This is a genomic window from Streptococcus parasanguinis, from assembly GCF_901875555.1.
GTDB classification, from domain to species: domain Bacteria; phylum Bacillota; class Bacilli; order Lactobacillales; family Streptococcaceae; genus Streptococcus; species Streptococcus parasanguinis_H.
This window is the reverse complement of record NZ_CABFMD010000022.1, coordinates 170,397-196,412: the sequence shown is the minus strand read 5'-3', so window position 1 is coordinate 196,412 and position 26,016 is coordinate 170,397. Positions and strand designations below refer to the sequence as shown.

At 41.6% G+C, this 26,016-nt stretch carries 24 protein-coding genes and 1 tRNA gene; 4 read left to right on the top strand and 21 right to left on the bottom strand.

All coding sequences use genetic code 11. The features are described 5' to 3' along the window. Positions 1-283: 283 nt before the first annotated feature. From JX304_RS05945 to ccpA, 3 genes are all read right to left on the bottom strand, one after another. Entirely contained in the window at positions 284-1,606 is a 1,323-nt protein-coding gene (locus tag JX304_RS05945) for a glycosyltransferase family 4 protein (RefSeq protein WP_205011680.1), read from the bottom strand. A 1-nt stretch (position 1,607) separates the two neighbouring features. Then, entirely contained in the window at positions 1,608-2,606 is a 999-nt protein-coding gene (locus JX304_RS05940) for a glycosyltransferase family 4 protein (protein WP_205011679.1), read from the bottom strand. Positions 2,607-2,748: 142 nt separating this feature from the next. After that, positions 2,749-3,753: a catabolite control protein A gene (gene ccpA, locus JX304_RS05935; protein WP_205011678.1), complete on the bottom strand. Its 1,005-nt coding sequence runs from the start codon at positions 3,751-3,753 to the stop codon at positions 2,749-2,751. 160 nt (positions 3,754-3,913) lie between these two features. On the opposite strand from ccpA, the gene JX304_RS05930 reads away from it, so the two are divergent. Beyond that, a complete protein-coding gene (locus JX304_RS05930) occupies positions 3,914-4,996 on the top strand; it encodes a M24 family metallopeptidase (protein ID WP_205011677.1) in 1,083 nt (360 codons plus the stop codon). Positions 4,997-5,236: 240 nt separating this feature from the next. Here the strand turns inward: JX304_RS05930 and JX304_RS05925 are convergent, their stop codons facing one another. Then, positions 5,237-5,686, bottom strand: coding sequence for an Rrf2 family transcriptional regulator (locus JX304_RS05925; protein ID WP_205011676.1), 450 nt, complete (start codon positions 5,684-5,686; stop codon positions 5,237-5,239). Between the two features lie 82 nt (positions 5,687-5,768). Next, positions 5,769-6,611 (bottom strand): metallophosphoesterase family protein, encoded by an 843-nt coding sequence (locus tag JX304_RS05920; protein WP_205011675.1) that lies wholly within the window; start codon positions 6,609-6,611, stop codon positions 5,769-5,771. A gap of 211 nt (positions 6,612-6,822) precedes the next feature. Between JX304_RS05920 and JX304_RS05915 the strand changes: the two genes are divergently transcribed. Then, positions 6,823-8,169 (top strand): Nramp family divalent metal transporter, encoded by a 1,347-nt coding sequence (locus JX304_RS05915; protein WP_205011674.1) that lies wholly within the window; start codon positions 6,823-6,825, stop codon positions 8,167-8,169. A gap of 341 nt (positions 8,170-8,510) precedes the next feature. Further along, entirely contained in the window at positions 8,511-9,053 is a 543-nt protein-coding gene (locus JX304_RS05910) for a TetR/AcrR family transcriptional regulator (protein ID WP_031576432.1), read from the top strand. Between the two features lie 415 nt (positions 9,054-9,468). Here the strand turns inward: JX304_RS05910 and tehB are convergent, their stop codons facing one another. The 14 genes from tehB to JX304_RS05840 all read right to left on the bottom strand — a co-directional run bounded on the left by tehB (position 9,469) and on the right by JX304_RS05840 (position 23,466). Next, positions 9,469-10,329 carry an SAM-dependent methyltransferase TehB gene (gene tehB / locus JX304_RS05905; RefSeq protein ID WP_205011673.1) on the bottom strand — a complete coding sequence of 287 codons (861 nt, stop codon included), beginning with the start codon at positions 10,327-10,329 and terminating at the stop codon, positions 9,469-9,471. A gap of 127 nt (positions 10,330-10,456) precedes the next feature. Then, on the bottom strand, positions 10,457-10,924 hold the full coding sequence (gene smpB / locus JX304_RS05900) for an SsrA-binding protein SmpB (RefSeq protein WP_187540403.1): 468 nt from the start codon (positions 10,922-10,924) through the stop codon (positions 10,457-10,459). Further along, complete coding sequence (gene rnr, locus JX304_RS05895) at positions 10,887-13,238, bottom strand: ribonuclease R (RefSeq protein WP_205011672.1); 2,352 nt, start codon at positions 13,236-13,238, stop codon at positions 10,887-10,889. Before rnr ends, smpB begins: the two co-directional genes overlap by 38 nt. A 96-nt stretch (positions 13,239-13,334) precedes the next feature. Continuing rightward, positions 13,335-13,568: a preprotein translocase subunit SecG gene (gene secG, locus JX304_RS05890; protein WP_205011671.1), complete on the bottom strand. Its 234-nt coding sequence runs from the start codon at positions 13,566-13,568 to the stop codon at positions 13,335-13,337. Positions 13,569-13,609: 41 nt separating this feature from the next. Continuing rightward, on the bottom strand, positions 13,610-13,759 hold the full coding sequence (rpmG, locus tag JX304_RS05885) for a 50S ribosomal protein L33 (protein ID WP_003005699.1): 150 nt from the start codon (positions 13,757-13,759) through the stop codon (positions 13,610-13,612). Beyond that, complete coding sequence (locus JX304_RS05880; RefSeq protein ID WP_239649411.1) at positions 13,749-14,867, bottom strand: MFS transporter; 1,119 nt, start codon at positions 14,865-14,867, stop codon at positions 13,749-13,751. The genes rpmG and JX304_RS05880 overlap by 11 nt, the downstream gene beginning before the upstream one ends. A gap of 97 nt (positions 14,868-14,964) precedes the next feature. Then, positions 14,965-15,561, bottom strand: a complete 597-nt coding sequence (gene coaE / locus JX304_RS05875; RefSeq protein ID WP_205011670.1) for a dephospho-CoA kinase — start codon at positions 15,559-15,561, stop codon at positions 14,965-14,967. Continuing rightward, positions 15,562-16,386, bottom strand: a complete 825-nt coding sequence (gene mutM, locus JX304_RS05870; RefSeq protein ID WP_205011669.1) for a DNA-formamidopyrimidine glycosylase — start codon at positions 16,384-16,386, stop codon at positions 15,562-15,564. Between the two features lie 45 nt (positions 16,387-16,431). Further along, complete coding sequence (era, locus tag JX304_RS05865) at positions 16,432-17,331, bottom strand: GTPase Era (RefSeq protein ID WP_205011668.1); 900 nt, start codon at positions 17,329-17,331, stop codon at positions 16,432-16,434. Positions 17,332-17,360: 29 nt separating this feature from the next. Further along, positions 17,361-17,759 carry a diacylglycerol kinase family protein gene (locus JX304_RS05860; protein ID WP_187540392.1) on the bottom strand — a complete coding sequence of 133 codons (399 nt, stop codon included), beginning with the start codon at positions 17,757-17,759 and terminating at the stop codon, positions 17,361-17,363. After that, positions 17,740-18,237: an rRNA maturation RNase YbeY gene (gene ybeY, locus JX304_RS05855; RefSeq protein WP_205011667.1), complete on the bottom strand. Its 498-nt coding sequence runs from the start codon at positions 18,235-18,237 to the stop codon at positions 17,740-17,742. Before ybeY ends, JX304_RS05860 begins: the two co-directional genes overlap by 20 nt. Positions 18,238-18,334: 97 nt before the next feature. Next, positions 18,335-20,071 (bottom strand): tetracycline efflux ABC transporter Tet(46) subunit B, encoded by a 1,737-nt coding sequence (gene tetB(46) / locus JX304_RS05850; protein ID WP_205011666.1) that lies wholly within the window; start codon positions 20,069-20,071, stop codon positions 18,335-18,337. Position 20,072: 1 nt separating this feature from the next. Then, positions 20,073-21,797 (bottom strand): tetracycline efflux ABC transporter Tet(46) subunit A, encoded by a 1,725-nt coding sequence (gene tetA(46) / locus JX304_RS05845; protein ID WP_205011665.1) that lies wholly within the window; start codon positions 21,795-21,797, stop codon positions 20,073-20,075. 454 nt (positions 21,798-22,251) lie between these two features. Continuing rightward, a complete protein-coding gene (locus JX304_RS05840) occupies positions 22,252-23,466 on the bottom strand; it encodes an MFS transporter (RefSeq protein WP_205011664.1) in 1,215 nt (404 codons plus the stop codon). Between the two features lie 189 nt (positions 23,467-23,655). Here JX304_RS05840 and JX304_RS05835 point away from each other — a divergent pair, with 189 nt between their 5' ends. Further along, the gene (locus JX304_RS05835; RefSeq protein WP_205011663.1) at positions 23,656-24,501 is read left to right on the top strand and encodes a helix-turn-helix domain-containing protein; all 846 of its coding nucleotides are present in this window, start codon (positions 23,656-23,658) and stop codon (positions 24,499-24,501) included. A gap of 758 nt (positions 24,502-25,259) precedes the next feature. Here JX304_RS05835 and JX304_RS05830 read toward each other — a convergent pair. Further along, positions 25,260-25,332: transfer RNA gene (locus tag JX304_RS05830), tRNA-Thr, on the bottom strand. 50 nt (positions 25,333-25,382) lie between these two features. After that, complete coding sequence (locus JX304_RS05825) at positions 25,383-25,952, bottom strand: GNAT family N-acetyltransferase (protein WP_205011662.1); 570 nt, start codon at positions 25,950-25,952, stop codon at positions 25,383-25,385. Positions 25,953-26,016: the final 64 nt, after the last annotated feature.

The window sequence follows — 26,016 nt, the reverse complement described above, 5'->3', positions numbered from 1 at the left end:
GGTGTCTTCAAGCAGAGGATGAATACAAAAAAGCGACATCCTCGAAAGGACGTCGCAACGTGGTTCCACCTTCATTTATGTTCCTCAAAAAAGAGGGACACCTCTGATTGGCTCTAACGTGGCCACCGTTTTATGTTTGCATAAAAGTATCTCGAGTAGTCCCAAACCTATCCTCTACGCGATTTCCAGCTTCACGCGCTCTCTATTAGATTTCCTAGATTTGATATGTCTCTGACAGTTATTATAGCACGATTGAAAAATTTTGCAAGAAAAAGTTTTATTTTCAATCAAAGAAATGCGTGATTTTACGGATTTTCTTGACTTGTTTGACTGAAGCCTTCATCATTTTCACCGATCCATTGACCGGAAGAGCAATGACCTTGGTTGGAATTTTAACAATTTTCTTGGACATCCGTTTCATACGACTTTGTTCTGGAGTGATATCATTTGTAAAATCTTTGGAAATGATTTTATCCAGGTAAAATTCGTAAACCCGACGACCAAAGGTCGCTGCGGAAATATCATCGATCTTTGCAGCCCATTTGGCCTCATCGATTGCAGATTTAGCTTCAATCGCTTCTACAATAGCGGCTGCTAGATCACTTTCTTCATAGAAAAGTTTTCCAAACATGGGATCATCAATCACATGGTCCAGATAAGGATTGCCATGCGCAATAACAGGCGTGCCACTAGCGATACTTTCCAAATAGGTCAAGCCTTGGGTCTCACTAGTAGATGCCGAAATAAAGAAGTCCGCCGCCTTGTAGTAGAGAGCCGTCTCATTTGGCGGAATCATCCCCGTAAAGATCACCGCATCTGAAATTTCGAGCTTGGCGGCCTGCTTTTTCAAATCATCCAGATAAGGACCATCCCCAGCAACGATCAACTTGACCTTAGAATTGACCTTGAGGACATCAGGAAGAGCCGCAATAACGGCCTGAATGTTCTTCTCATAAGAGACCCGCGACAGGCTCAACAAGAGTGTTTCATCTTCTGCTACTTCATATTTTTCACGCAGAGCAGCTGTCTCTGTCGAGGTGATCTCTGGTCGGTCAAATTTAGCCAGATCAATCCCTGTCGGAATAATTCTTTTTTCTGCCTTAACCTTGTACTTTTGAAGCAAGTCATAGACGATCTCACTCGGGCAGATGACGCCGTCCAGATCATTCATATAACTTCTCACAATGTATTTGACCATACTTGGGCGAATGACCATGCCTCGAGCAATGTAACGAACATAGTCCTCATACTGGGTATGGTAGGTGTGGATGACTGGAATCCGCAACTCGCGTCCAATCCACACTCCCAAGAGGCCCAGTGAAAACTCTGTCTGGGTATGGATAATATCCAACTGGTATTGCTTGGCAATGGCAAGTGCCTTTGAGAAGCCACGATAGGCAACTCGACGGTCCTTAAAGGCAAAGAAGGGCACACTTGGAATCCGAATGATCTGCCAATCTTCATAGCGGTTCACATCTTTATCGGTCGTTGTAAAAATGAAGACCGTGTGACCCAATTTTTCCAATTCTGTTTTGAGCGTCCGAATACTGGTCGCCACTCCCGACACTTGCGGGAAATAGGTATCTGTAAATAACCCTACACGCATCTTACATCTCCAAAACTGTTTGATAGGCTTCGACCAATTGATGGGCCACTAAGTCGATCGAACGACTTTCAGCAACCTTATAGCCAGCCTCCCGCTTGTCCACTTGTCCATTCAAGACCTTGTTCAAGGAATCCACAAATTCATCCACATTGTGGCACAATTCAGATGAGCTCTCGTCGATCCAGCCATTGTAAACGGGAATGTCCCGCAAGACCGTATGTTGATGGCTAGCCAAGGCTTCTAAAACAACAATTCCTTCTGTTTCCTCATAGGATGGGAAGAAAAAGGCGTCCGCTCCCGTCATAGCCCCTTGGAAGACTGCTCCCTTGAAATAACCAGGAAATTCCACATTACTTGGATGATCCTTTTCCACCAAACGGCGGATCTTACGCGGAATGATCCATTTGTTGATAGAACCTAGCCAAATAAAGCGCACATCCGGCATACGACGAGCGACTTCGACGAAATCTTCGATTCCTTTGCGTTTAAAATAAAGCCCCGCACAAATGACAACCTTTTGACCTTCTTGTATCTTGAAATGCTTACGAAAGACTTCTTCTTTCTTGGGATCTTTTTTGTATTTTTCCAAATCAATTCCATTGGAGACGGCAATGATCGGAGTCGTCACTCCATAGGACTGGATCAAGTGTTTGGAATACTCAGAAGGCGTGATGACATAGTCTGCCTTTTGGTACATATGAGCCAAATACTTTCCAAACAAGGGCGCAAAAAGGTTAGATCCAATAAAGGAATTCTCAAAATCCTCACGGGTTGAATGGCCATGCATGATGACTTTTTTTCCACGACGTTTTGCTGCATGGAGCAAGAGAAAACTCCGAGGTCCATAGGTATTGATATGCACCACATCATAATCTCCCAAAATATCTGTCGTATAGGGAATTCCAGCCAAATCAAGTGCATGCATTTGGTGCTGCAAGGCTCGACCAATTCCTGATTTTTGTAGTACGGATTTTCCTTCTAAATACAGTAAAACTTTCATACTTTCTATTATACCGAAATAAAGAGTGCCCAGCAAGTCTCTACCTGTTTGCAGTATAAAAAAAGAGGCTAGAACAGTGATGTTCTAACCTATCAGACTAGTAGACACGTCTTCCCAAGTCGAGACTCTAGTCTACTAATCCTTATTTTTTCGTCGTTCCACGTTGGTTGATCGTATGAGACAACAGCACTTCGCGTTCTTCCAACTCTTCTTTGTGCATGATCTTGGTCAACATACGCATACTGATCGCCCCAAGGTCATATAAAGGTTGGCCAATCGTTGATAGATTTGGACGCGTGTAACGAGTTACTTGTGAGTCATCGCTGGTAATGATTTCAAAATCTTCTGGTACTTTGATACCTTTATCAGACAAACCGTTCAAAAGACCTGCAGCTAATTCATCACCTGTCACAAAGGCAGCTGTTGCTTTTGATGCAATGATGCGTTCTGCCAAGTTGTAGCCTTCATCGTAACGGTATTTAGATTCAAACACAAGCCCTTCACTATAGCTCAATTTTTTCGCTTTCAAAGCTTCTTTATAGCCCGCCAAACGGATTTTTCCATTGATATCATCCACCAATGGGCCACTTACAAAAGCAATTTTCTTATTGTGTTTTGTCAACTGTGTAACAGCATCAACAGTCGCTTGCTTGTAGTCGATATTGACACTTGGTAATTGGTGTTCAACATCGACTGTCCCAGCAAGGACAACAGGTGTCCGAGAACGTGAAAATTCTGAGCGAATCTTTTCTGTCAAGTGATAGCCCATGAAAACAATCCCATCCACTTGTTTTGAAAAGAGGTTATTTACCACTGAAACTTCTTTGTCATCGTCTTCATCGCTATTTGCAAGAACGATGTTGTACTTGTACATTTCGGCAATGTCATCGATCCCTTTAGCCAAGGTGGAGAAATAACTGTTGGTAATGTTTGGAATCACAACACCGACTGTTGTGGTTTTCTTGCTAGCAAGACCACGCGCAACAGCATTTGGACGATAGTCTAAACGTTCGATCACTTCCAAAACTTTTTTACGTGTATTTTCTTTAACGTTTTTATTTCCATTCACTACACGACTAACGGTTGCCATTGAAACCCCTGCTTCACGGGCGACATCATAAATCGTTACTGTATCGTCTGTATTCATAAGATTTCCTTTCATTTTTGAAAATTTCGTTTTCACTCTCTAATTATTCCTATTTTATCATGTATTGTAAACACTTTCAAGTATTTTGGTAAAAATTTGTAAACTCTTGCTTTTTTGGGGAAAATTTGACAAAATAGATCCATAGAAAGAAGGTAGCATTATGTCTAAATTAGATCAAATCGTCGATTTTCTTGAAACTGAAAAAACAGATGTCGCTGTTGTATCTGATCCTGTCACGATCAATTACCTGACTGGATTTTACAGTGATCCCCACGAACGCCAACTCTTCTTGTTCGTCTTTACAGACCACGAACCCCTTCTCTTCGTTCCTGCACTTGAAGTGGAACGGGCGACTGCAGTTGTCGATTTCCAAGTGGTTGGCTATGTGGATTCTGAAAACCCTTGGGAAAAGATTAAAGGGGCTATCGCAAAACCAGATGCCAAAACCGTTGCACTTGAATATGATAACTTGATCCTTACAAAATACAATGGCTTGCGTACAGTCTTTGAAAAAGCAACATTTACCAACTTGACACCACGAATTAACCGGATGCGCTTGATTAAGTCTGCCGATGAAATCCAAAAAATGTTGGTGGCTGGCCAATATGCAGATAAGGCTGTCAATATGGGATTTGACGCCATCACACTGGATAAAACAGAAACGGATATCGTAGCAGAAATCGACTTTGGTATCAAACGCCTAGGTTATGAAATGAGTTTTGAAACTATGGTCTTGACGGGGAATAATGCAGCTAACCCACACGGAATTCCTGGAAGCAACAAAGTCGAAAACGATGCCCTCTTGCTCTTTGACCTTGGCTGTATGGTGAATGGTTATGCATCAGATATGACTCGTACCGTTGCAGTTGGAAAACCAGATGATTTCAAAAAAGAAATCTACCACTTGACGTTAGAAGCTCAACAAGCAGCCATTGACATGATCAAACCAGGTGTAACCGCACATGACGTAGACCGGGCTGCACGGAGCGTCATAGAAAAAGCTGGCTATGGTGAATACTTCAACCACCGCCTCGGACACGGGATCGGTATGGATGTGCATGAATTCCCTTCTATTATGGAAGGAAATGACATGGTACTTGAAGAAGGTATGTGTTTCTCTGTCGAACCAGGGATCTATATCCCAGGTAAAGTCGGAGTCCGTATCGAAGACTGTGGCTATGTCACAAAAGACGGCTTTGGACTCTTTACAGAAACCAGCAAAGACTTGCTTTACTTTGACTAAACCTTTTGTAGATCCAAGTCGTAGCAAACAGAATGTTTTGTCAATAAATATAAAAAATGAGGCTGGGACAAAAGTCCTGGCCTCTCAATTTTCTTTGGATTGTCAAGCAAGACGCAGTGATTGAGTGGGCTCTACTAGGCTGATTTCATCAGCTTTTACAGCCCTACTCAACTGTGCGGAGGTAGGACGACGAAATCGAATTCTAACGAATGACCGATTTCTGTCCCACTCTCATTTTTCTTATGAAACGGATCCGAGATTCATTCTTTTCTGCGTATCTTCCACGACGTCTTTTAATGTGGTTTGAGCCATCTCTTTTTCCATAGCAGTCTGAATGTCTTCGAGTTTCCCATCTAAGACATGGTGGATATTGTGACCTATTGGGCAATTTGGATTGGGTTTTTCATGGAAACCAAATAATTGGCCTGTCGAACCTAAGCATTCGACCGCTTGATAGATATCCAGCAGACTGATCTCATCGGCTGCTTTAGCGAGTTCAGCTCCTCCTGTCCCACGCGCTACATGGATCAATCCCGCTTTCTTTAACTGAGACAAGGTCTTTCGAATAATAACAGGATTCACACCAACACTCTCTGCCAAAAAATCACTGGTTACTTTTGTTTTTTCTCCTTGTAGAGCAATCATGATCAAGACATGAGTCCCGATTGTAAACCGACTCGAAATTTGCATCCTTCATTCCTCTCAATCTAGTCAGCAAAGCATTTTCTTTCTCTTCATTATACTCTTTTTAGATGTAATGTCAATAGTTACACTATGAAAAGAAGGTCTGTAACCAAGCATCGATTTCGAGATCATGACCTTCTCTGTGTTCAATCTCATGAAGAAGCTCATGGTTGTGCGTATGGTGAATGCCATTGACCAAACTCTCATAATAAACTTGGTAGTATGGCAGATGCAGGTCTTTGGCGAGTTGGAGTTCCCTAGCGACGTCATAATCCACCCGTCTAAAATCAACATCCTTAAGACCTACTTCATCCAATTCAAGAATAGCGTACATGGCCCGAAGATCCTTGCGCAAGTTCTTTTCTAAGAAGAAAGGTTGGCCAATCGAGCCAGGATTGAGGATGAGTTCTCCACCTGAACCATAGCGGAAAAACTGCTGGTGAATGTGACCATAGACTGCGATATCACAGGCAGGATTGGTCACCAAACGGTCGAAATCTTTCTGCTCTCCAATATGGATCAGTTCACGCCCCCAATTCTTATCCGGCAAGTGGTGGGTAATCCCGATTTTCAAGCCACTCATTTCTCGGTGGACCTGCATAGGCATCTCCTGCATGGCTTCGATTTCTTGGGGGGTGATTTCTTCGAGAATATATTGGCACTGGCGCATGAGGTAGCGATGGCTCGATCTCTTAGGGTCTAGCATTCCCTTCATGGCCCGCCACATACTATCTTCCCAGTTACCGAGGACTTTAACCGTAATCGGTAGTTCCTCCAACAAGTCCAAGAGTGCACGTCTACCTGTACCAGGCATTAAGGTATCTCCTAAAAGCCAGTATTCGTCCACCTTGGCTCTTTGGCTATCCGCAAGGACTGCCTCCAAAGCAGTCATATTCCCATGGATATCCGAAAGTAAAGCAATTTTCGTCATGATCTACTCCTTTCTTCCATTATAACAGAGCCTCAAAAATCTTTCAGCCTGAAGCAACGATTTATAGGAAGTTCTTTTCTTTCTATTTCTTTGAGTTTCAAAGGATTTTTCACTAAAAAGGGCAAGAAAACCTCTAATTCTAATAGACTATTATAAATTTTATGCTATAATTAAAGTGAAATTGGATTATTTCTTAGAAAGAAGGCTCATTATGAGTTTACAACATATTGAAAGGAAATCCCTTCAAGAAATCAATCAGTCCATCAAGGTGCCAAAAGGAATCCCTTTTTGGAAAACCCTTCTTCTCTTTTCAGGACCAGGTAGTCTGGTGGCCGTTGGCTATATGGACCCTGGTAACTGGATTACCAGTGTGGTCGGCGGTGCCCAATATCGCTACCTTCTCTTATCGATCGTTCTCCTCTCTTCTTTGATTGCCATGCAATTGCAACAAATGGCCGGAAAATTAGGGATTGTTCATCGTAAGGATCTAGCTCAAACAACCGCTCATCACCTCCCTAAATGGCTTCGCTATACCTTATGGGTCGTTATTGAATTAGCCCTCATGGCTACAGACTTAGCCGAAGTCATCGGCTCTGGGATCGCTCTCCACCTCCTTTTTGGATGGCCTTTGCTCTTTTCCATTCTGATCACCATTTTTGACGTCTTCCTCTTATTGGGATTGATGCACCTTGGTTTTCGGAAAATTGAAGCCATCGTTTCGACTCTGATCTTAACGATTCTAGTCATCTTTGCCTATCTGGTCTTTCTATCGAAACCAGATATCGGTGGGATCTTTGCCGGCTATCTACCTCAAAAAGAAGTACTAGGGATCGGGCTTCCAAAAGGAAATGAAGCCTTGACCTTGGCTCTTGGGATTATCGGAGCCACTGTCATGCCCCACAATCTCTACCTTCACTCATCCATCTCTCAAACCCGTCGAGTGGACTACAAGGACCAAGCTGATATCAAGCGTGCCGTACGCTTTATGACCTGGGACTCCAATATTGAGTTGGGCTTGGCCTTTGTCGTCAACTCTCTACTCCTTATCCTTGGGGCAGCTCTCTTCTTTGGACATGGTGATAAGATCGGTGCCTTCTCCAGCATGTACAATGCTCTCAAGGACAACCAAATCGCTGGGGCAATTGCCAGTCCATTCTTGTCGACCCTCTTTGCCATAGCCTTGTTGGCTAGTGGTCAAAACTCGACCATTACGGGAACGTTGACCGGTCAAATCGTTATGGAAGGCTTCTTGAAATTCCGTCTACCGCAGTGGATGGTACGGCTTATGACCCGGATTTTCGCTCTTCTTCCTGTGATTATTGTAGCTATTTTATTTGGAGATCAAGAGCATGTCTTGGATGACCTCTTGGTCTATTCCCAAGTCTTCCTATCGCTTGCCCTACCGTTCTCCATCTTTCCCCTGGTATACTTTACCTCTAATAAAGAAATCATGGGAGAACATGTCAACGCCAAATGGAATACCTTATTAGGCTATCTGGTCGCCATCGTCTTAACGGTCTTAAATTTAAATTTGATCTACACCACCTTTATCAAATAAATAAGGCGGAGTGGAACAGTCAGCAAAGCGCTGCTGTCCCACTCCTTTTTTCTTGCTTTCTATTGTGTTCCTAAAAATTTCCTGACCATTTTTTGAGGAGGGAATTATTTTTAATCACTAGTTGTTGTGAGCTTTTCACAAAATCTTGTCAGTGCCCGTCATTCATAAATTTGTAAAATTTTTGTACATTTTTTATTAATTGTACAAAAATAGGATTTCTTGTCCATTTCTTTTTTTTGGAGTATAATTCTATTTATTAGTTGAGTAAAATTATTTAACATATAAATTATTTTAAAATCAAACAAATAGAAACAGATTTATACAACTATAGAAAGGAACATATGGTACGCCAAAGACAAACAACAACCAAGTCAGACTTACGGAATGCACTCTCGAAACTGCTCTTACAACAACCTTTTGACAGTATCACTATTCGACAATTAACCGAAACCGCTGGAATTAACCGCGGGACCTTCTATCTGCATTATGTTGATAAATACGACATGTTTGAGCAAATGAAAATGGACATGATGCAAGAATTGGATAGCCTCTTCGTTGAAGGAAGTCCTGTCAAGGTAAACTTTCTCAATGTGTTGACCGCTATTAAAGAGAATTATGATTTTATATATGCATTGTCACAATCCTGTTGCTCGGACTTTAGTAAATTGGTAAGAAGTTTTACCCTTCATGCACTGGACGATACTCCCCACGCTAAAGAACACATCATTTCAGACTTTCAAGTTCCATACAAGTATGGTCTAGAAATTTTCATCGCTACGATCGAATCTGTAATTGTTACCTGGTTAGAATCGGGTGCAAAAGAGGACCCCATTGAAATTGGAACGATCATTCTCAGTGTCTGCGACTTTGCCAGCTGGAACTAAATCCCCCAACCTTTTCCTACCCTTCTGGAGAAGGTTTTTCTTTTTGCAAATGAAAAAAGATCTGATCACCTTGTTCAACTTGTTTGTAAGAAAGCAAAAAGGCAGGATCCTAACATCCTGCTTTTAGAATGTAGACAAACTACTTTAAAGTAAAATAAGTTAAGCGATTTTGCAAAAAAAATAAAAATGAGTTCCAATTTTTAAATTGATTCAAGAAAATACCGAAACTTTCCGCTGTGAGAAAAGTGCCTGAAACAATAACGTTTCAGGCACTCGGGAGTTTTGAGACCCTAGGCTCAAAACTAAGTCTTGGAACTTCGAAGAAGTTCGCTGACGTCCGTACTCACCTAAGGAAAGTTTTTTATATGACTTTGTCTTCAATCTGAAGGCAGGATCCTAACATCCTGCTTTTTCTTTATTTTTTCTTTGCTAACATGGTTGCAAATCGAAGTTGAATTCGATTTCCATTCTCATCTCGACGATGGAGGTGGCCAGGATTTTCATTGTACTTGACCAATTCCCAATCCTTGTAATACTCCGCCAATTCTCCTTCTTTAAAGGTAAACGAGAAGGGCATCTGACAAGGATAATCTTCTGTATCCATGGCACAGACAATGAGATTATAGCCACCTGGGTTGGTATGCTCTTGCATATTGCGAATGATCGCTGGGATCCGCTCTGCCTCTAAAAACATGAGGACCACAGTTGACACGATGAAATCATAGTTTTGGGTGAGCGATGCAGCATTGATATCATAAAGCCCGACTGGCATCTCTAAATCTTCTTCGGCAACAATACTTTGGAGTATCTCTAAGGCCAGCTCATTTTGATCGACGGCTGTCACATCAAAACCATGTTGGGCTAAAAAGAGGGCATTACGGCCTTGACCACATCCAAGATCCAGCGCCTTTCCAGCTGGGACAATTCCCACTGCTTCTAGCACCTCTGAATGGACAGGGTTGGTATTGTACTTTTTGGAAAAATAGTCTTTTGGTTCACAGTAAAATTCCAAGTACCACTCCACATCATCAGTCGACGCTTCGACCCGATGCCAGGCCTGGGGCTCTGCCATGGGATTCTCTGCACCTGCTTCAAAGATGTGGCTCGCGATTTCTTCCCCGTCTTCTGTCAATTCAATAAATCTTAACTGACCTTTTAAGACAGTAATCTTTCCCCAGGTTCCTACCTTGGTATTGTGCTTTCTTTGAAGAGCTTCTGGCATGGTATCCTTGGTCCAGATAGGCATGCGCTTGTAGGCGATTAATTTTTGTGTCATGTGGCTTCTCCTTATTCTTTCAGTACTCTTATCATACAAGAAAAAGTCCCTTTTTACAAGTTAGCAAAAAGGCCCCTCTCCGAGAAAAAGGCAATTCTGAAACAAGTTTCAGAATTGCCTTTTTAGTTTAACGTGTATTGTATTGTTTCATGACCCGTGCGACATCCCGGTTTTGTTCCCGACGTTTGATGGATTCACGCTTGTCATAATCATGTTTCCCTTTAGCGAGTCCCAAAAGCAATTTGGCATAGCCATCCTTGAGATAGACCTTTAAAGGCACCAGGGTCATTCCAGTTCCTTTGGTTTCTTGGTCCAGCTTTTGGATTTGCTTTTTATGAAGAAGAAGCTTGCGACGACGGTCTGGATCTTGGTTCCAGATATTGCCTTCCTCATAAGGGGCAATGTGGACATTGCTAAGCCAAACTTCTCCATTTTTAACTTGTGCAAAACCGTCTTTCAAGTTAATCCGTGCAGCACGGACACTTTTAATCTCTGTCCCCGTCAGCACCATTCCTGTTTCAATGGTTTCTACAATTGTATAGTCATGTCTCGCCTTTTTATTTTGCGCGACGACCTTTCCTTCGCCCTTTGCCATGTTTGGCTCCTTTCTTTGCTACTTCCTTGTAAAATGGTTTCTTCCCTTTTTTCTTTTTGGAGGATTCTTTTCCTTTTGCATCTCTTTTAACGGTCGAACCCTTAGAAACTTTTTTGTCTTTGCGTCTGCGATCTCTGCGATTGCCATCTCGGTCACGTCCTTTGGCCTTGAGGCCTTTTTCGACGACATCCAACTCACTTGGGATATAGGAGAAATCAATCTCTCCTGTCATCTTGTCAGCTCTTTCCACCTTGATCCGGATTTGCTGACCGACACGGAAAGTCACTCCCGATTTCTCCCCGCGAAGGGTTAGATCCCGTTCGTTAAAATGGTAGAATTCAGGAAGATTGGTAATATGGATCAAACCTTCGACCGTATTGGGTAGCTCCACAAAGAGGCCAAATTTCACTACACTGGAAACCACAGCATCGTACTCTTCCCCAACATAGTCTTCCATGTATTCGGCCTTTTTCATAGCTTCGACTTCACGCTCTGCATCAATAGCCCGGCGCTCTCGACTAGAGGATTGGCTGGCAATGTCTGGAAGAACTTGTTCAAAGTGTTCTGCCACTTCTTGGGATTTACCGTATTCGCGCACCATTCGATGAACCATCAGGTCCGGATACCGGCGAATGGGACTGGTAAAGTGAGTATAATATTCCGCAGCGAGCCCATAGTGACCATGGTTATGTTCTGAGTAACGGGCCTGTTGCATCGAGCGCAACAACATCATCGAAAGGACATCTGCATAGGGTTCTCCTTCGATCTTGCGCATGATTTCTTGCAGGGCTTCTTGGCTCATCTCACTAGCCGTTCCGTAGATTTGGATCCCAAAGCTAGAAGCATAATCGATAAACTTCTGTACTTTTTCTGCCTTTGGATCTTCGTGGATCCGGTAGATGAAGGGCAGTTTCATTCGTGTAAAGTGCTCCGCCACGGTCTCATTGGCAATCAGCATAAAGGACTCAATCATCCGCTCGGCAATCCCTCTTTGACGGAGGACAATGTCGACCGGTTTTCCTTCTTTATTGACTAGGATTTTAGCTTCATTGGTATCAAAATTGAGGGCTCCTCGGCGAATTCGCATGCTTTCTAGAATACCATGCAGGGTGGCCATTTGATGAATACTTGGGACAATTTTCTTAAACTCTTGAGCCTTGTCTTCGTCGCCTGCTAAGATATCATTGACGTCGCTATAGGTCATTCGGAAGGTCGTATTGATCACTGTTTGGGTAATGGTATGCTTGACGACCTTGCCATGAGGATCAATCTCCATAATGGCAGACTGGGTCAGGCGGTCCACATTCGGATTTAAAGAACAGATCCCATTAGACAAGCGTTCTGGAAGCATGGGTACTACCCGATCAGTCACATAGACAGAGGTTGCCCGATTTAGAGCTTCCTTGTCGAGAGCTGAGCCTTCTGTAACATAATAAGAGACATCTGCGATGTGAACCCCCAGCTCAAAATTGCCGTTCTTGAGTGGCTTGATATGGACCGCATCGTCCAAGTCTTTGGCATCCGCTCCGTCAATCGTAAAGGTAATCTCCTCTCGCAGATCCAACCGCCCCTCTAAATCCTTTGCAGACGGTGCATCTGGAACCTGCTCAGCCTCTTTCAGCACTTCTTCTGGAAATTCTGAGACGATATCCATGGATTCCAAGACTTCTAACACATCGATTCCTGGATCTGTCACATGACCGACCACATCCCGCACAGTTGCCACAAAATAATTGTGCTTGCGGCTCGGGTATTGATCAATTTCGACCTTGAGGATTTCGGTACCTTCCAATTGGATAGCTGGCTTCTTCACATAGATCGGCTGGTTGATTTTTTGATTTTTCGAACGAATGTAGCCGGCATATTTGGGCTTTTCCTCATCCAGAACAATTTGTCCAACAACCGTTTTGACGCTATGATCCAAGACATCAATAATCTTAGCTTCTGCTGCCGTTCCTTTGTTTCTGTCTGCCACCTTGGTAATGACGATCTCAACAGTATCCCCATCGATGGCGTGGTTGACATCATTTCGACCAACAAAGAGGTCCTCTTCTTCGCCTTCTAAACTAACAAAGCCAAAGCCATTTTTATGGGCATGAAAGATCCCCTTGAGCGTAATAGCTGGGGCCTTCTTTTGAGCCAAACGAAGAGAGCCATCATCCTCGAATTTCAACTCATGACGGCGTTCCATCAGAGAGATGGTTTTGACCAAGTCACGAAAATCCTTAGATCCTTCTTTTCCTAGAGCTGCTGCCAGATCATTGATCTGGGCTTTGTCATGCTCTTGTAAATATTCTTTAATACTTGTTTTCATGAATGTTTTTGCTGGTTATCCAGCCTCCTTTTTCCTATCTACTTGTGTCTTTGTTTTGCAAAATAAAAATAGGCAAAGACATTGTCTGAGCCTATCTTATCTACTAGAAAGTACCATTAAGATCATCGCGATCAACAGCCAGAAGAAAATCATGACTCCTGTCAAACGCTGCATCACGGCTTCAAACCCGCGCGCTTTTGAACGTTCAAACAAGTCATTTGAGCTTGCGTCAAAGACGTTGCTCGATTGGTTTTTTGTTGGTTGCATAAAAATTGCGATAATAATCAATACTGATAATACTAGTAAAATAGTTGTTAATGCTCCGCTCATATTCAAAACTCCTTAAAATCCTCACTATTATACCATGAAATTCATTTCGATTCAATATGTAAGGTTACTTTTCTTTCCTTAGGACAGTATTTCAGAACCTCAATCTTTTCGGGATGGGTTTTGGTATTTTTACTAGTTAAATAATTCTGACTGCCACAGCTTGTGCAGGTCAATTGAACTTTAATTCGCACGTACGTCTCTCACTTTCAAATACTTTCTAAATAAGAACAAGAGGAACAATAAGTCTGTAAAGGCCAGGAGCGCCGTTCCATAGAAGACCCAATGGTAACCAAAATGCATGAAAATTCCAGATCCCATCATGGGCCCTAATACGCCCCCTAGATAGTAAAAGAGTTGGTTGTAGCTAAAGATCCGTGAGATGCCTTCTGGAGGAGTTAAGCGATTTAACAAAGCAGAAACTCCTGGTAATAAGGCTCCGGTTCCAATCCCAAAGAGAAAGCGTAAAATCCCCAATTGTAGTGGATTTTGTGCTTGGGCGCACAGCATATAAAGACAACCACTATAAAAAAGAGCAATCAATAAAAGCCTGTGATTTCCTATGCGATCTCCTAATTTCCCCATCCAACCTGCAAAGAGCATGCTAGAGACTCCCATAGCTGAAACGATCATCCCCGACACGAAGATGAGATTATTTTTTTGCCCTAAAGCCCTCACATAGAGTGGCAGGACTGGTGAGATAGATTGGGCGATCATTTGAATGGTCATACTGGTTAAAAAGAGGCCCAAGAGAATATCTTTTTGCTGAATAGATTTTACCAATTCCCAGCTGGATTTTTGTTCTTCTTTTGGAAGAGGCTCGTAGTCTTCCTCGATCCCCCAGAAGGTCAAAAGGGAAACCAGAAATAAGAAGAATCCTACTAAAAGAAAGACATTGCGCATTCCTAAATTCTCCGCAATGAAGCCCCCGATCAAGGGTCCCATCAGGGTACCCGCCACGACACCGGTCGATAAGGTCCCTAGGGCATAGCCTGATTGGTCCTTGGGGACTTGACTCGCGATCAAGGCTGTACTATTAGGAACAAATCCTGAAAAGACACCATTGAGTAAGCGCAAAACCAAAAGCCAAAGGACCGACGGCACAAAGGCGATCCCGCCCATGGTCAGAGTCATGGCAATAGAAGCTCTAAGCATCATGGGTTTGCGACCAAATCGGTCAGCCAGGCTTCCCCAGATAGGAGACATGATCGCAGAGGTGACAGAAGAACTCGCAACAGCAATCCCTGCATAAAAAGGAACAGCCTTGCCCGTAACGCCCAATTCTTCCACAAAAAGGGCCATAAACGGTACAACTAAGGAAAGGCTAGCTCCGATGAAAAAACAACCGATCCAAGCGATCCATAAATTTTTACGCCAATTGACTTCTCTTGTGATAAGATCATCTTCTTTCTAATTGTTGTAGAGCCACATCTAACTGAGTATAGAGAACAGCGAGATCTCCATTGTTGTCTAGAACCAGATCTGCATGGGCTCTTTTTTCGTCTAACGGCATTTGAGCTGCAATTCGCTCTTGAGCCTGTATTTCTGACAAGTGGTTGCGTTCCATCAGGCGCTTGAGCTGGGTTTCTTTTGAGACAGCTACCAACCATACAGCCTCAAACCACTCTTCATAATGCTGCTCGATTAAGAGCGGAATGTCCATAAAAAAGAGAGCTGTTTGAGCTGCTTGCCTGTCTCTTGCATCTACCAGAGCCTCACGAATCAGCTGGCCTTGGACGCGATTGGACCAGTCTCGTTCACTAGGATCTGAAAAAATTCGTTGACCGAGAGCGACGCGATCCAGTTCTCCATTTTCTGTGAGAATCTCCTTCCCAAAATGGTCTACTAAGACACGGTAAAGGGCTCCTCCTGGTGCTTGTAAGTCATGAACCACTCGATCAGCATCGATGACCATATAACCTTTATCTCTTAGATAGGAGGTGACAGTGGACTTTCCTGAAGCAATCCCTCCTGTTAATCCGATGATTCTCGCCATCTAGTTCTCCTTTTGGCAGTGGGGGCAAAAATGGGTCCCGCGTCCCCCCAGCTGGATTTTCTCAATCGGTGTCCCGCAGCGCAAACAAGGCTGACCTGTCTTTCCATAGACTTGATGCTCTTCCTGCATGGTGCCATCCTCTCCAAAAGCATTGCTGTAGGAGCGAATGGTGGAGCCACCCTTTTCAACGGCCTGAGCCAATACGGCAATTGTTTCTTTGCGGATGGCTTTGACTTCTCTAGCCGTCAAACTTTGACCTAACCGTGCCGGATGAACCTGGGCTCGATAGAGTACTTCATCTACATAGATATTGCCCAACCCAGCTACCAATTTTTGGTCCAAAAGAGCTGATTTAATAGGTTTCTTGGACTGTTTAAGAGCAGCTTGGAAGGCTGGCCCTTTAAAATCCTCTTCCGTGGGTTCTGGACCAAGTTTTTTATTCAAAAAATAGCTGTCTAGAAGCTCAGGTATGATGACTTCCATGGTTCCAAACTTGCGGACATCTTCATAGACCAGGGTGCTGCCATCTGTAAAGTGAAAGAAGACATGGGCGTGCTTGCGAAGAGGAACCTCATCTGGATAAAAGAAATACTTGCCTTCCATCCGCAAATGCGAGATGAGGACCAGATCCGTCAGATAAAACAAAAGGTATTTGCCCCGTCGTCCCATGGCGCGAACCGCTTGCCCCGGTAGATCATGAAGGAAGGCATCTAGATCTGTATGGATCATCTTTGGATACTTTACTTCCACTGACTGGATAGTTTTTCCAAGAATTAATTTCTCAAGACCTCGTCGAACGGTCTCAACTTCTGGTAATTCTGGCATAGGGCTCCTTTCAAAAACAAGAAGCAGGCCCCTGCCCACCTCTTATTAATATTCTTTTTCGTTGTATCCGAAATCAGCAAGGTCTAATTTCTTATCCCGCCAATTTTTCTTGACCTTGACCCAGGTTTCAAGAAAGACCTTGTCCCCTAGCATCAGCTCGATATCCTTCCGCGCAAGGGTTCCGATTTTCTTAAGCATGGAACCTTGCTTCCCAATGACAATTCCTTTTTGGCTATCCCGCTCAACCATAATGGTCGCACGGATATGAACCTTGTCCGTTTCTTCGTCTCGCTTCATGGAATCAATCACGACCGCAACTGAATGCGGAATTTCTTCACGGGTCAATTGAAGCACCTTTTCACGAATCATCTCAGAAACCAAGAAACGCTCTGGGTGATCGGTGATTTGGTTTTCTGGGAAATATTGGAAACCTTCTTCCAAATTTTCACTTAAGATATCCACCAATCGCGAGACATTATTGCCTTGTAGGGCTGAAATCGGCACAATTTCCTTGAAATCCATTTGATTTCTAAAATCATCAATTTGTGCTAAGAGTTGGTCTGGATGGACTTTGTCGATCTTATTGACCACAAGAATCACAGGTACTTTAGCCTCTTTTAAGCGCCCCATAATCATGTCATCGCCTTTGCCACGTGCTTCATCCGCTGGCACCATAAAGAGGACCGTATCGACTTCTCGAAGAGTGCTGTAAGCTGATTCCACCATGAAGTCCCCGAGAGCTGTCTTGGGTTTGTGAATCCCCGGAGTATCAATAAAGACAATTTGCTCTTTATCGGTTGTGTAGATCCCCATAATCTTGTTGCGCGTTGTCTGCGCCTTATCACTCATGATGGCAATCTTTTGCCCCATGACGTGGTTCAAAAAAGTTGACTTCCCAACATTGGGACGTCCTAAAATGGCTACAAAGCCTGATTTAAACGTCATAATTTCCTTTCACGAGGGCATGTTCCCTCTTATCCAAATACCAAAGCCCAGAATTTGGGCACAAAAATGATTAATCCTGTCACCAAGGCAAAACCTGATACGACCAGAACAGCCCCAGCCGCCATGTCTTTGGCATTCTTTGCTAGCATCGAAAAATGATAGTCACTGGCCAGATCCACCACATTTTCAATGGCCGAATTCACAATCTCAAAAGCAATGACCAAGGTGATGCTGAGCAATAAAAAGAGCCATTCTGTTGCAGAAATCCGAAAAAGCAAACCCGCAAGAAGGGCTCCTAATGAAGAAAGAGCATGCTTGCGCATATTGCGCTCCTCTTTAATGGCAGTAAAAATCCCTGTAATTGCGAACTCCAAACTAGAAGTGAAGTCCCGGTTTTTCCATTTTCGTTTATTGTCGTGTGAGTCCATAGGCTGTCAAAATCTCTTCCTGTAAGCCAAACATTTCCTTTTCTTCCTCCGGCGTATAATGATCATAGCCATTGATATGAAGAAAGCCATGTACTGCCAAAAATCCCATTTCGCGCTCAAAGCTATGGCCATATTCTTCCGCTTGCTCCCGCGCCTTGTCAATTGAAATAAAGAGCTCACCGATATAGGTATCAAATTCTGCCATCATCTCTGCCAATTCTGGATTTTCAGCCAAATCTTCCTCATCAATCGCGATCTCCATCTCAGGCTTGTATTCTAAACTGATGACATCTGTCGGACGATCCGTATCTCGGTATTCAAGATTGAGTTCATGACTGCGTTCGTTGGTCACAAACGTTACCGCCATCTCCTTGTCTTCTTTCCCAATCTTTTGGGCCGCAAATTCCAAAATTTCTCGTGTTTGTTTTAAGATTTCATCAGAGACTTGACCCGTCTCATCGACCATTTCAATATACATCTGGATCACCTCACTATTATCACTTTATTATATCACAAAAACCAGCCTATATACTAGATACAGGCTGGTTTTCAAACTTTTTCTTTGCATGATCATCTTACACTACCGTTTGCTGGATGGCATTCATCTGGGCATAGATCCCGCCTTGCGCGATCAAATCCTCATGTCGACCACGCTCTACAATGCGTCCTTCAGATAAGACTAAGATCTGATCTGCATCTTGAATGGTCGATAAGCGGTGGGCAATGATAAAGGTAGTCCGTCCTTTTTGCAGGACTGCCATGGCCTTCTGAATGACTTCTTCCGTCTCTGTATCGATGTGAGAGGTCGCCTCATCTAAAATCAGGATGTTCGGATTCATATAGAGCGTCCGCGCAAAGGAAATCAACTGTCGCTCGCCACTTGAAAAAGCGGATCCCTTTTCTACGACTGGATGGTCGATACTCTTTTCAAGGCGCTCTACAAAGGGCCATGCTCCGACTTTTTTCAGCGCCTCTTTGACCGCATCCCGATCAATGTGATCCTGGCTCATGGCCACATTACTGGCAATGGTTCCTGTAAATAGATAAGGATCTTGCAAGACAATTCCCATGTGGCTTCGTAGGCTCTCACGAGAGACTTGGCGAATATCTTGACCATCGATCAAAATTGCTCCTTCTTGAGGATCGTAGAAACGATAGAGCAGGTTCATAATCGAAGATTTACCCGATCCAGTATGGCCCACAAGGGCAATGGTTTGACCTGGACTAGCCTGAAAGGCAATATCTTGTAAAACTGGCTTGCCTTCTTCATAAGCAAATTGAACATCATCAAACACGACTTGAGCCTTTTCTATCTTCAGTTCCGATACACCGTCGGCCTCTAAGGGTTGATCCAAGAAGGCAAGGACGCGACTCCCCGTCTCTAGTGATCGCCGAATATTGGGAAATTGACGACTAAGATTGGCCATGAGATCAAACAGATTGATAACATAGTTAATATTGATAAATAAGAAACCAGCTGTCACACCGATATTCCCCTGTAGGAAAGAAATCCCAGCGATGGTCAATATACTTGCAATCACTAAAAACTTGAGCAATTCTGTCAAGGTCCAAGAAGCGATTGAATCAGCTAAGAGGATCCGATCATTAGCTCCTAGCATCTTCTGGGTAGTGGCTTCAAATTCCTCTACCACACCAGGCTCTTGATGATAGAGCTGAATCATACTGGCACCATGCAAGAGTTCATTGACTTGGGTATTGACCTCGCTTCTCGCATCAAAAAAATCCTTCATAGGCTGGTCCGTCATGACCTTGTAGAGATACTGGATTCCATAGAAAATTGGAAAAACCAGACACAAGAGTAGCCCCATCATAGGACTCAGGTAAAAGAGAATCCCTAGGATAAAGAGAAATCGCACCAAATAGATGACTAGTATCATACAAGAGTTATAAAACTGGGTCCGCAAGGTCTCCGTATCATTGACAATTCTTGTTGCGATCTTCCCAGCCGGTTTATCATCAAAATAAGAAATAGGCAGACCTTGCATGACTTGAAAGGCTTGGTCTCTCAGACTAGCGGTTACTTGATTACTTCCGTGTAGCAAGATCCGATTTCCTAGGTAGCTAATCAGCTGTCCTAGGCTCAAGACTAAGAGATAAAATGCTCCCATCTGAAGCAAGTCCTCTTGTCCTCCACCGTGGGTCAGTGCAGTCAAAGGCCCATCGATCATCTTTTGGAGAAGAAAAGGAGACAGCTCAGAAAAGATGGTCGCTAGTAAAAGACAAATAAAGCCGGAAAGAAAGACCGTCGGATAAAGAGTAATCCAAGATAATAATCGTTTCAATACTTTCATCTTATTCTCCTTCCTGTTTTTGTTGCCGTTGGTATTGTTCATAATACCAGCCCTCTTGAGCCAGTAAATCACTAGCTCTACCTTCTTCTACAATCTGTCCTTGATCCAAGACTATGATCCAATCCGCCTGATGAACCGCAGACAAGCGATGGGAAACAATGAGGGTCGTCTTGTTTTTACGCTCTGTTTGAATGGTGTCAATAATGGCCTGTTCGGTCTTCGCATCTACTGCCGAAAGGGAATCATCTAACAGCAAGAGATCCGCATCCCTTAAAAAAGCACGTGCCAACGAGATCCGTTGTTTTTGACCACCTGATACAGAGACCCCTTTCTCACCAATCATGGTGTCCATTCCCTGAGACATCCGCTCAAGATCATCCGCAAAAGCAGCTTGGGCTACAGCTTCCACCAAATCCTCTTCACTGGCTCCATTTTTACCCAGAGCAATATTGTCACGAATGGATTTTGAGAATAAAATATGTTCTTGGGAAACATAGCCGATTTTAGCTTCAATGGAGTGTCGGTTGTAGTCCACGATCGGTTGCTGGTTGACCAAGAATTCTCCCTCACCAACTGGGTACTGCCGCAAGAATTGTCGAACCAAGGTTGTCTTTCCTGCTCCGGTACGACCAACAATTCCAACTGTCTGTCCTTTCTGAATGGTCCAATCAATGCCTGATAGACTCTTTCGCTCAGCACCAGGATACCTGAAAGAATAATCCTTAAACTGCACCGAATCAATCTGCTCTAAATCGTTAGGACCATCTGTCTCGAGATCATCCGTTTCATCAATCACTTCTTTTAATTTTTTATAAGACATTTGCCCTGTCTGATAGACCAAGATCAGGTCCGCCATCATCCACATAGGCTCAATTAAAAAGACCAAATACAGCTGCAAAGCCAATAACTTGCCAAGGCTCAATTGCCCGCTTGCTAATGACTGACCTCCAAATACCAAGAGTAGGACCGTCGAAAAACCAATAAAAAACAGGGCTAAGGGGCCAAAAGAATATTGGATAGAAGCAATTTTATCCCCTGTTTTGGATAGACTGGCTGTTTTCTTCTGAAACTGTTTGACCTGCTGGTCCCGCTTACTATAGGCCCTCATGACCCGAATCCCTTCGATGGACTCCAAGACTTCATCATTCAACTGAGCGACTGCTTCCCGGTTTTGCTCAACATAATCCTCCTGCTTTCTACTCAAAAAATAGGTCGAGACGATGAGGAAGAACATGGGAATAAAGGAAATCAAGGTTAATTGCCAAGAAATGAAAAACATGGTCGGAATAATAAAGGCAAACAAGCCACCACCAAACAGGAGCACCATCATCCCATAACCAGCCATGTCGGCCATGCCATCGACATCCGTCGTGAACCGCGTCAAGAGATCTCCTGAACGGAATTTCTCAAAAAAGGGACGCCGCATAGCTACTAGTTTACGAAATGCTTGTCCCTGAAGGGTCGCCTTGAAATGGACTGACGACTGAAAAAGGCGCAACTGCCAATAAAAAGCCGTCAGGTAATTGAGGATGGCTGATCCTACCAAGAGGACCATATCCCATACAAAGTTGGATTGCGTCAACGTCTGCTGACTCAAATGATCCACTAGACGCTGAATAACTTGCGTCGGGATCAATAAGGTATAATCATAAAGAATCAGGACCATAGCGATCTTCACATATCGCCACTTGCGCTCCCTGATATACTCCCAAATAGCTCTGATCATATATTCTCCTTTTCAAAATGGCACAGAAAAAACCCAAGCAAGGAGCTGAGTAGGTGCTCAGTCCACACTTGGGCCTTCTGATGCCTATTACCAATTCAGTTAAAGCAGGCAAAAATGCATACAAAAAACCCAAGACAGACTCCTCCATCTTGGGTTTCATTCATTTTTTACATAGAACTCAACTGAGATTGGAGAAGTTGTGTATTCAATTGTGTCATCAAAACATCTACTTTGTTCATGATGGTTTTCTCCTTTCTCTTTGTTGTTCTAACTTTACCACTTATTTCCGTGCTTGTCAACGTTTTTTTGAAAATTGTTGAAAAGGGAAGCTATTACATCAAATCGTAATGGGGTCTTCTTATATTCGACTTTAATTAATTCTTGTTTTGCTATCGTGATTATTTTTTTGATAAATTAAATATTTCTGAACTATTTGTGAGACTATATTTAATTTTCATTTCAAACCATTAGGTTCATTTTCTGATGACAGTTTAGAATTAACAAAAGAAAGCAATATTTTTATAAAAATACAGAACAAAACTTGGAATAATGCAATAATAGAAAAAATCACAGCTGAATGAAATTTCAAAATAGAAAAAACGAAAGTTCCAACTGGAGATAAGACCAAGGATAGTAATGAAACAGTACTAAAAACTCTACCTAAAAATTCTTCTGAGATCTCTGATTGAATTTTTGAAAATATTTGAACATCGAATATCATAATGAACAAAGAGCTAATTCCAAAAAGCAATATTATTAAATAAATATTATTAATAAAAGCAATTGGAACCAATGCAATTGAAGACATAAGTAAAAAGTTACAACATTCAGACATTGTGAAATCATTCTTAAAAAACTTATTGATGTACGCTCCAAGTATTTTCCCAATAGTTTGAACCTCTAATATATATCCATACATATAGGAAACATTTAAAAATTTATTTATAAATGGCAAATAAAGTTCTATGCCCGCGACGAAAAAATTTAATACAGATACCAATATCAAAATAATAAAGAACTCTTTTCTTTGAAGGATATAACAAAATCCCTCAATAATACTTTTCATTATATCTGCTTTTTTAGCAGTTTTCTGATCTTTAAAACCTTGTCTTTTAATAGCAAATTTCGATTCTATAATCGCAGAGATGACAAAACTTAATGAATTTAGTAACATTGAAACTTTGAAACCAAATAGAGAAATAATCCAAATTCCAAAAAATGGAACTATTATATTAAAAATCTCTGCTATACTCCTACTGTATGAATTATATATGTATATCGAGTTTTTATCCAATAAATCTCTAACTATTGCTTTGTAAGCAGGATTATTAAAAGAATTTAGAATAGCTAATATGATATTGACTATTATTAACACTATTGTACTATTAGGCATATCTAGAAATAAAAAAGCAACAAATGTTGAAATAGCAGCGATGATATCCGTTAAAATAAGTATTTTTTTCCTATTTCCAAAATCTGCAACAAAACCTCCTATTAAATTAAAAAATATTTGCGCTATTACCTCTGTTGATTGATAAATTGACATAAAAAATACTGACGATTTTGGTAATGCAGCAATGAATATTTTATTTGCGTAGTCATATACTCTATTTCCAAAATTATTAGTTTGTCCCCTAGAAATAAGTAATATTATATTTTTTTTACTCATACCCCTACAATCTCCCTTCAAAATTTGATTTTATATTATTAAATACTAATTCTACATTAGATATTGTTAAACTATCGATTTGAAATTGGAATAAATTTATACAAATTTTCATATCCATTTTCCTTTTCTCTTTTAAGTATTGTATAATAAATAAAAACTATTTAGACTTTTGTTGTGAAAGCGGGAAAAATGAAATCTAAACTTGGTCAAACACTTAGAAAAATACGAAAGAGCAAACAAGTAAGTATCTGTGCTATCGCAGATAAACATCTCTCTAAATCACAGATTTCCAGATTCGAGCGTGGGGAATCTGAGATATCTTGTATTCGACTTATCAATATTTTAGATAAATTACATATCTCATTGGATGAATTTCTTATTCTTCATGATACTGAATACACCCAAACGATATCATTTGGCAACTTAATGCAATATATCCGTAAAGAATATTCCCTACAAAATGTTGACAACATTAAAGCCTTACTCACTAATTCTACAATTTATCAACTCAATTCATTGGAACGAATTATGGTAAAATCAATAATCTATACATTGGATAATAAGATTTCACCATCCGAGGCAGAATTAGAATCTTTGACTGACTATTTGTTCAAAGTTGAAACTTGGGGATACTATGAAATTATACTATTAGCAAATTGTATCCGAACCATTCAATATAATTCTGCTTTTTTATTAACAAAGGAAATGATTAAAAATTTTATTTACTCAACATTGAACAAGACTAATAAAAAACTTGTTACTCAACTGGCAATTAACTGCCTAATTGTAAGTATTGACAAAGGAAAATTTCAAAATTGTTCTTATCTAATTTATGAGATAAAAAAATTATTAAATAATGAGTTCAACTACTATGAACAAACTGTATTTCTATATGCTACGGGCTATTATGAATTTAAAATAAATAATAGAGGTGGTTTAGAAAAAATGCAACAAGCTCTTAAAGTGTTTGAAATTTTGGGAGAAAATAGTATCAGGTCACAGTATCAGCAACATTACAATGAGCATGTGGAATAATAACTCTTATATTTTAAATAGTTCGCACAGAAATTCTGTACCCATGTCTTAAAACAGGATATATAATACAGGGCGTAGAAAAACTGTTCTGTTTTACAAATCTAATAAATTCTATCATCTACTGAAACTTTCCGCTGTGAGAAAAGTGAGAGTGGGACAGAAATCGGTAATTCGTTAGAATTCGATTTCGTCGTCCCACCTCCGCACAGTTGAGTAGGGCTGTATAAGATGATGAAATCAGCGTAATAGAGCCCACACAACCACTGCGTCTTGCTCGAAAATCCAAAGACAATTGAGAGGCTAGGACTTTTGTCCCAGCCTCACTCGGAATTATTGAGACCTTAGGCTCCATAATTAGTCATGGAACTTCGTAGAAGTTCGCTGACGTCCGTACTCACCTAAGGAAAGTTTTTAAGAAGAGCTTTTCTCCAATCTAATAATATAGATTTCTTTGTCCAATAAATAACTGATCTTAATAAGTTTAATATCCATATGACTTTCATTCCTTAAAATAAAAGTTATAATATTTTCAAGACTAACTTAGTGTAAATTAAAATAGGAATTGTATCATTGTACTGTTTCCAAAAAATTTGATAAATACGGTATGGGAATTGGTTCTGATATAGCAAATTTAAAACCTATTAACTAACCCTTAATTCGATAGCCTATAAAGACGTTTAAAGTAGCCATTAAGTTTTTTGAATATTTAAAGACAAGAAAAAGAAGCTTAGATCTCTCTAAGCTTCTCTCTTCTACTATGCTAGTTGCCGGGATTGAACCGGCGACCTCATCCTTACCATGGATGCGCTCTACCGACTGAGCTAAACCAGCAGTACCTATCTACTATATCATGGAGATAGGCCTTTTGTCAATATCTTGACTCATTTTTCTGCCAAATATTCTTCCTTAGTAAGGACATAATGGACTCTCGTCACCATTCGCCCCTCTTCATGCGGGTCTAGCATCGCATAAGCTTCTTCATGGGAAAATTGCATCCCTGCTTTGGCCATCACCCGGCCAGAAGCTGGGTTGTCCTTGTCATGAACGGCAATGAGCTTGTTCATCCCTAACTGTTCAAAAGCTAGGGCAATGACTGCCTTGGTAGCCTCTGTCGCAAGACCTTGGTTCCAATAGTCTTTATTCAGAACATAGCCGATACTCCCCTTTTTCAGACAAAGATCCAAATCCAGTAAATCAATCGTCCCAATAAATTTTCCATTTTCTTTGAGCTCGATCCCCCATCTTCCAAGTGGGCTGGCTAGGTAAAAGAGGGCAATATTATTACGTGTCTCTTCAAGACTTTGATTGGTTGGAAAAGTATAGCGCGTAACAGCTTCATCAGAAGCATACTCAAACATAGCCGGTGCATCCTCAAGAGTGACCGGACGCAAACGTAAACGCTCTGTCTCCATTTCACGATAAGCCGCTAACTTCACATATAAATTTTCCATTTGACACTCCTTCTTTAGGGATTAGTTTAGCAAATAACCTAAAGGAATGCAAGCTCAAATTTTT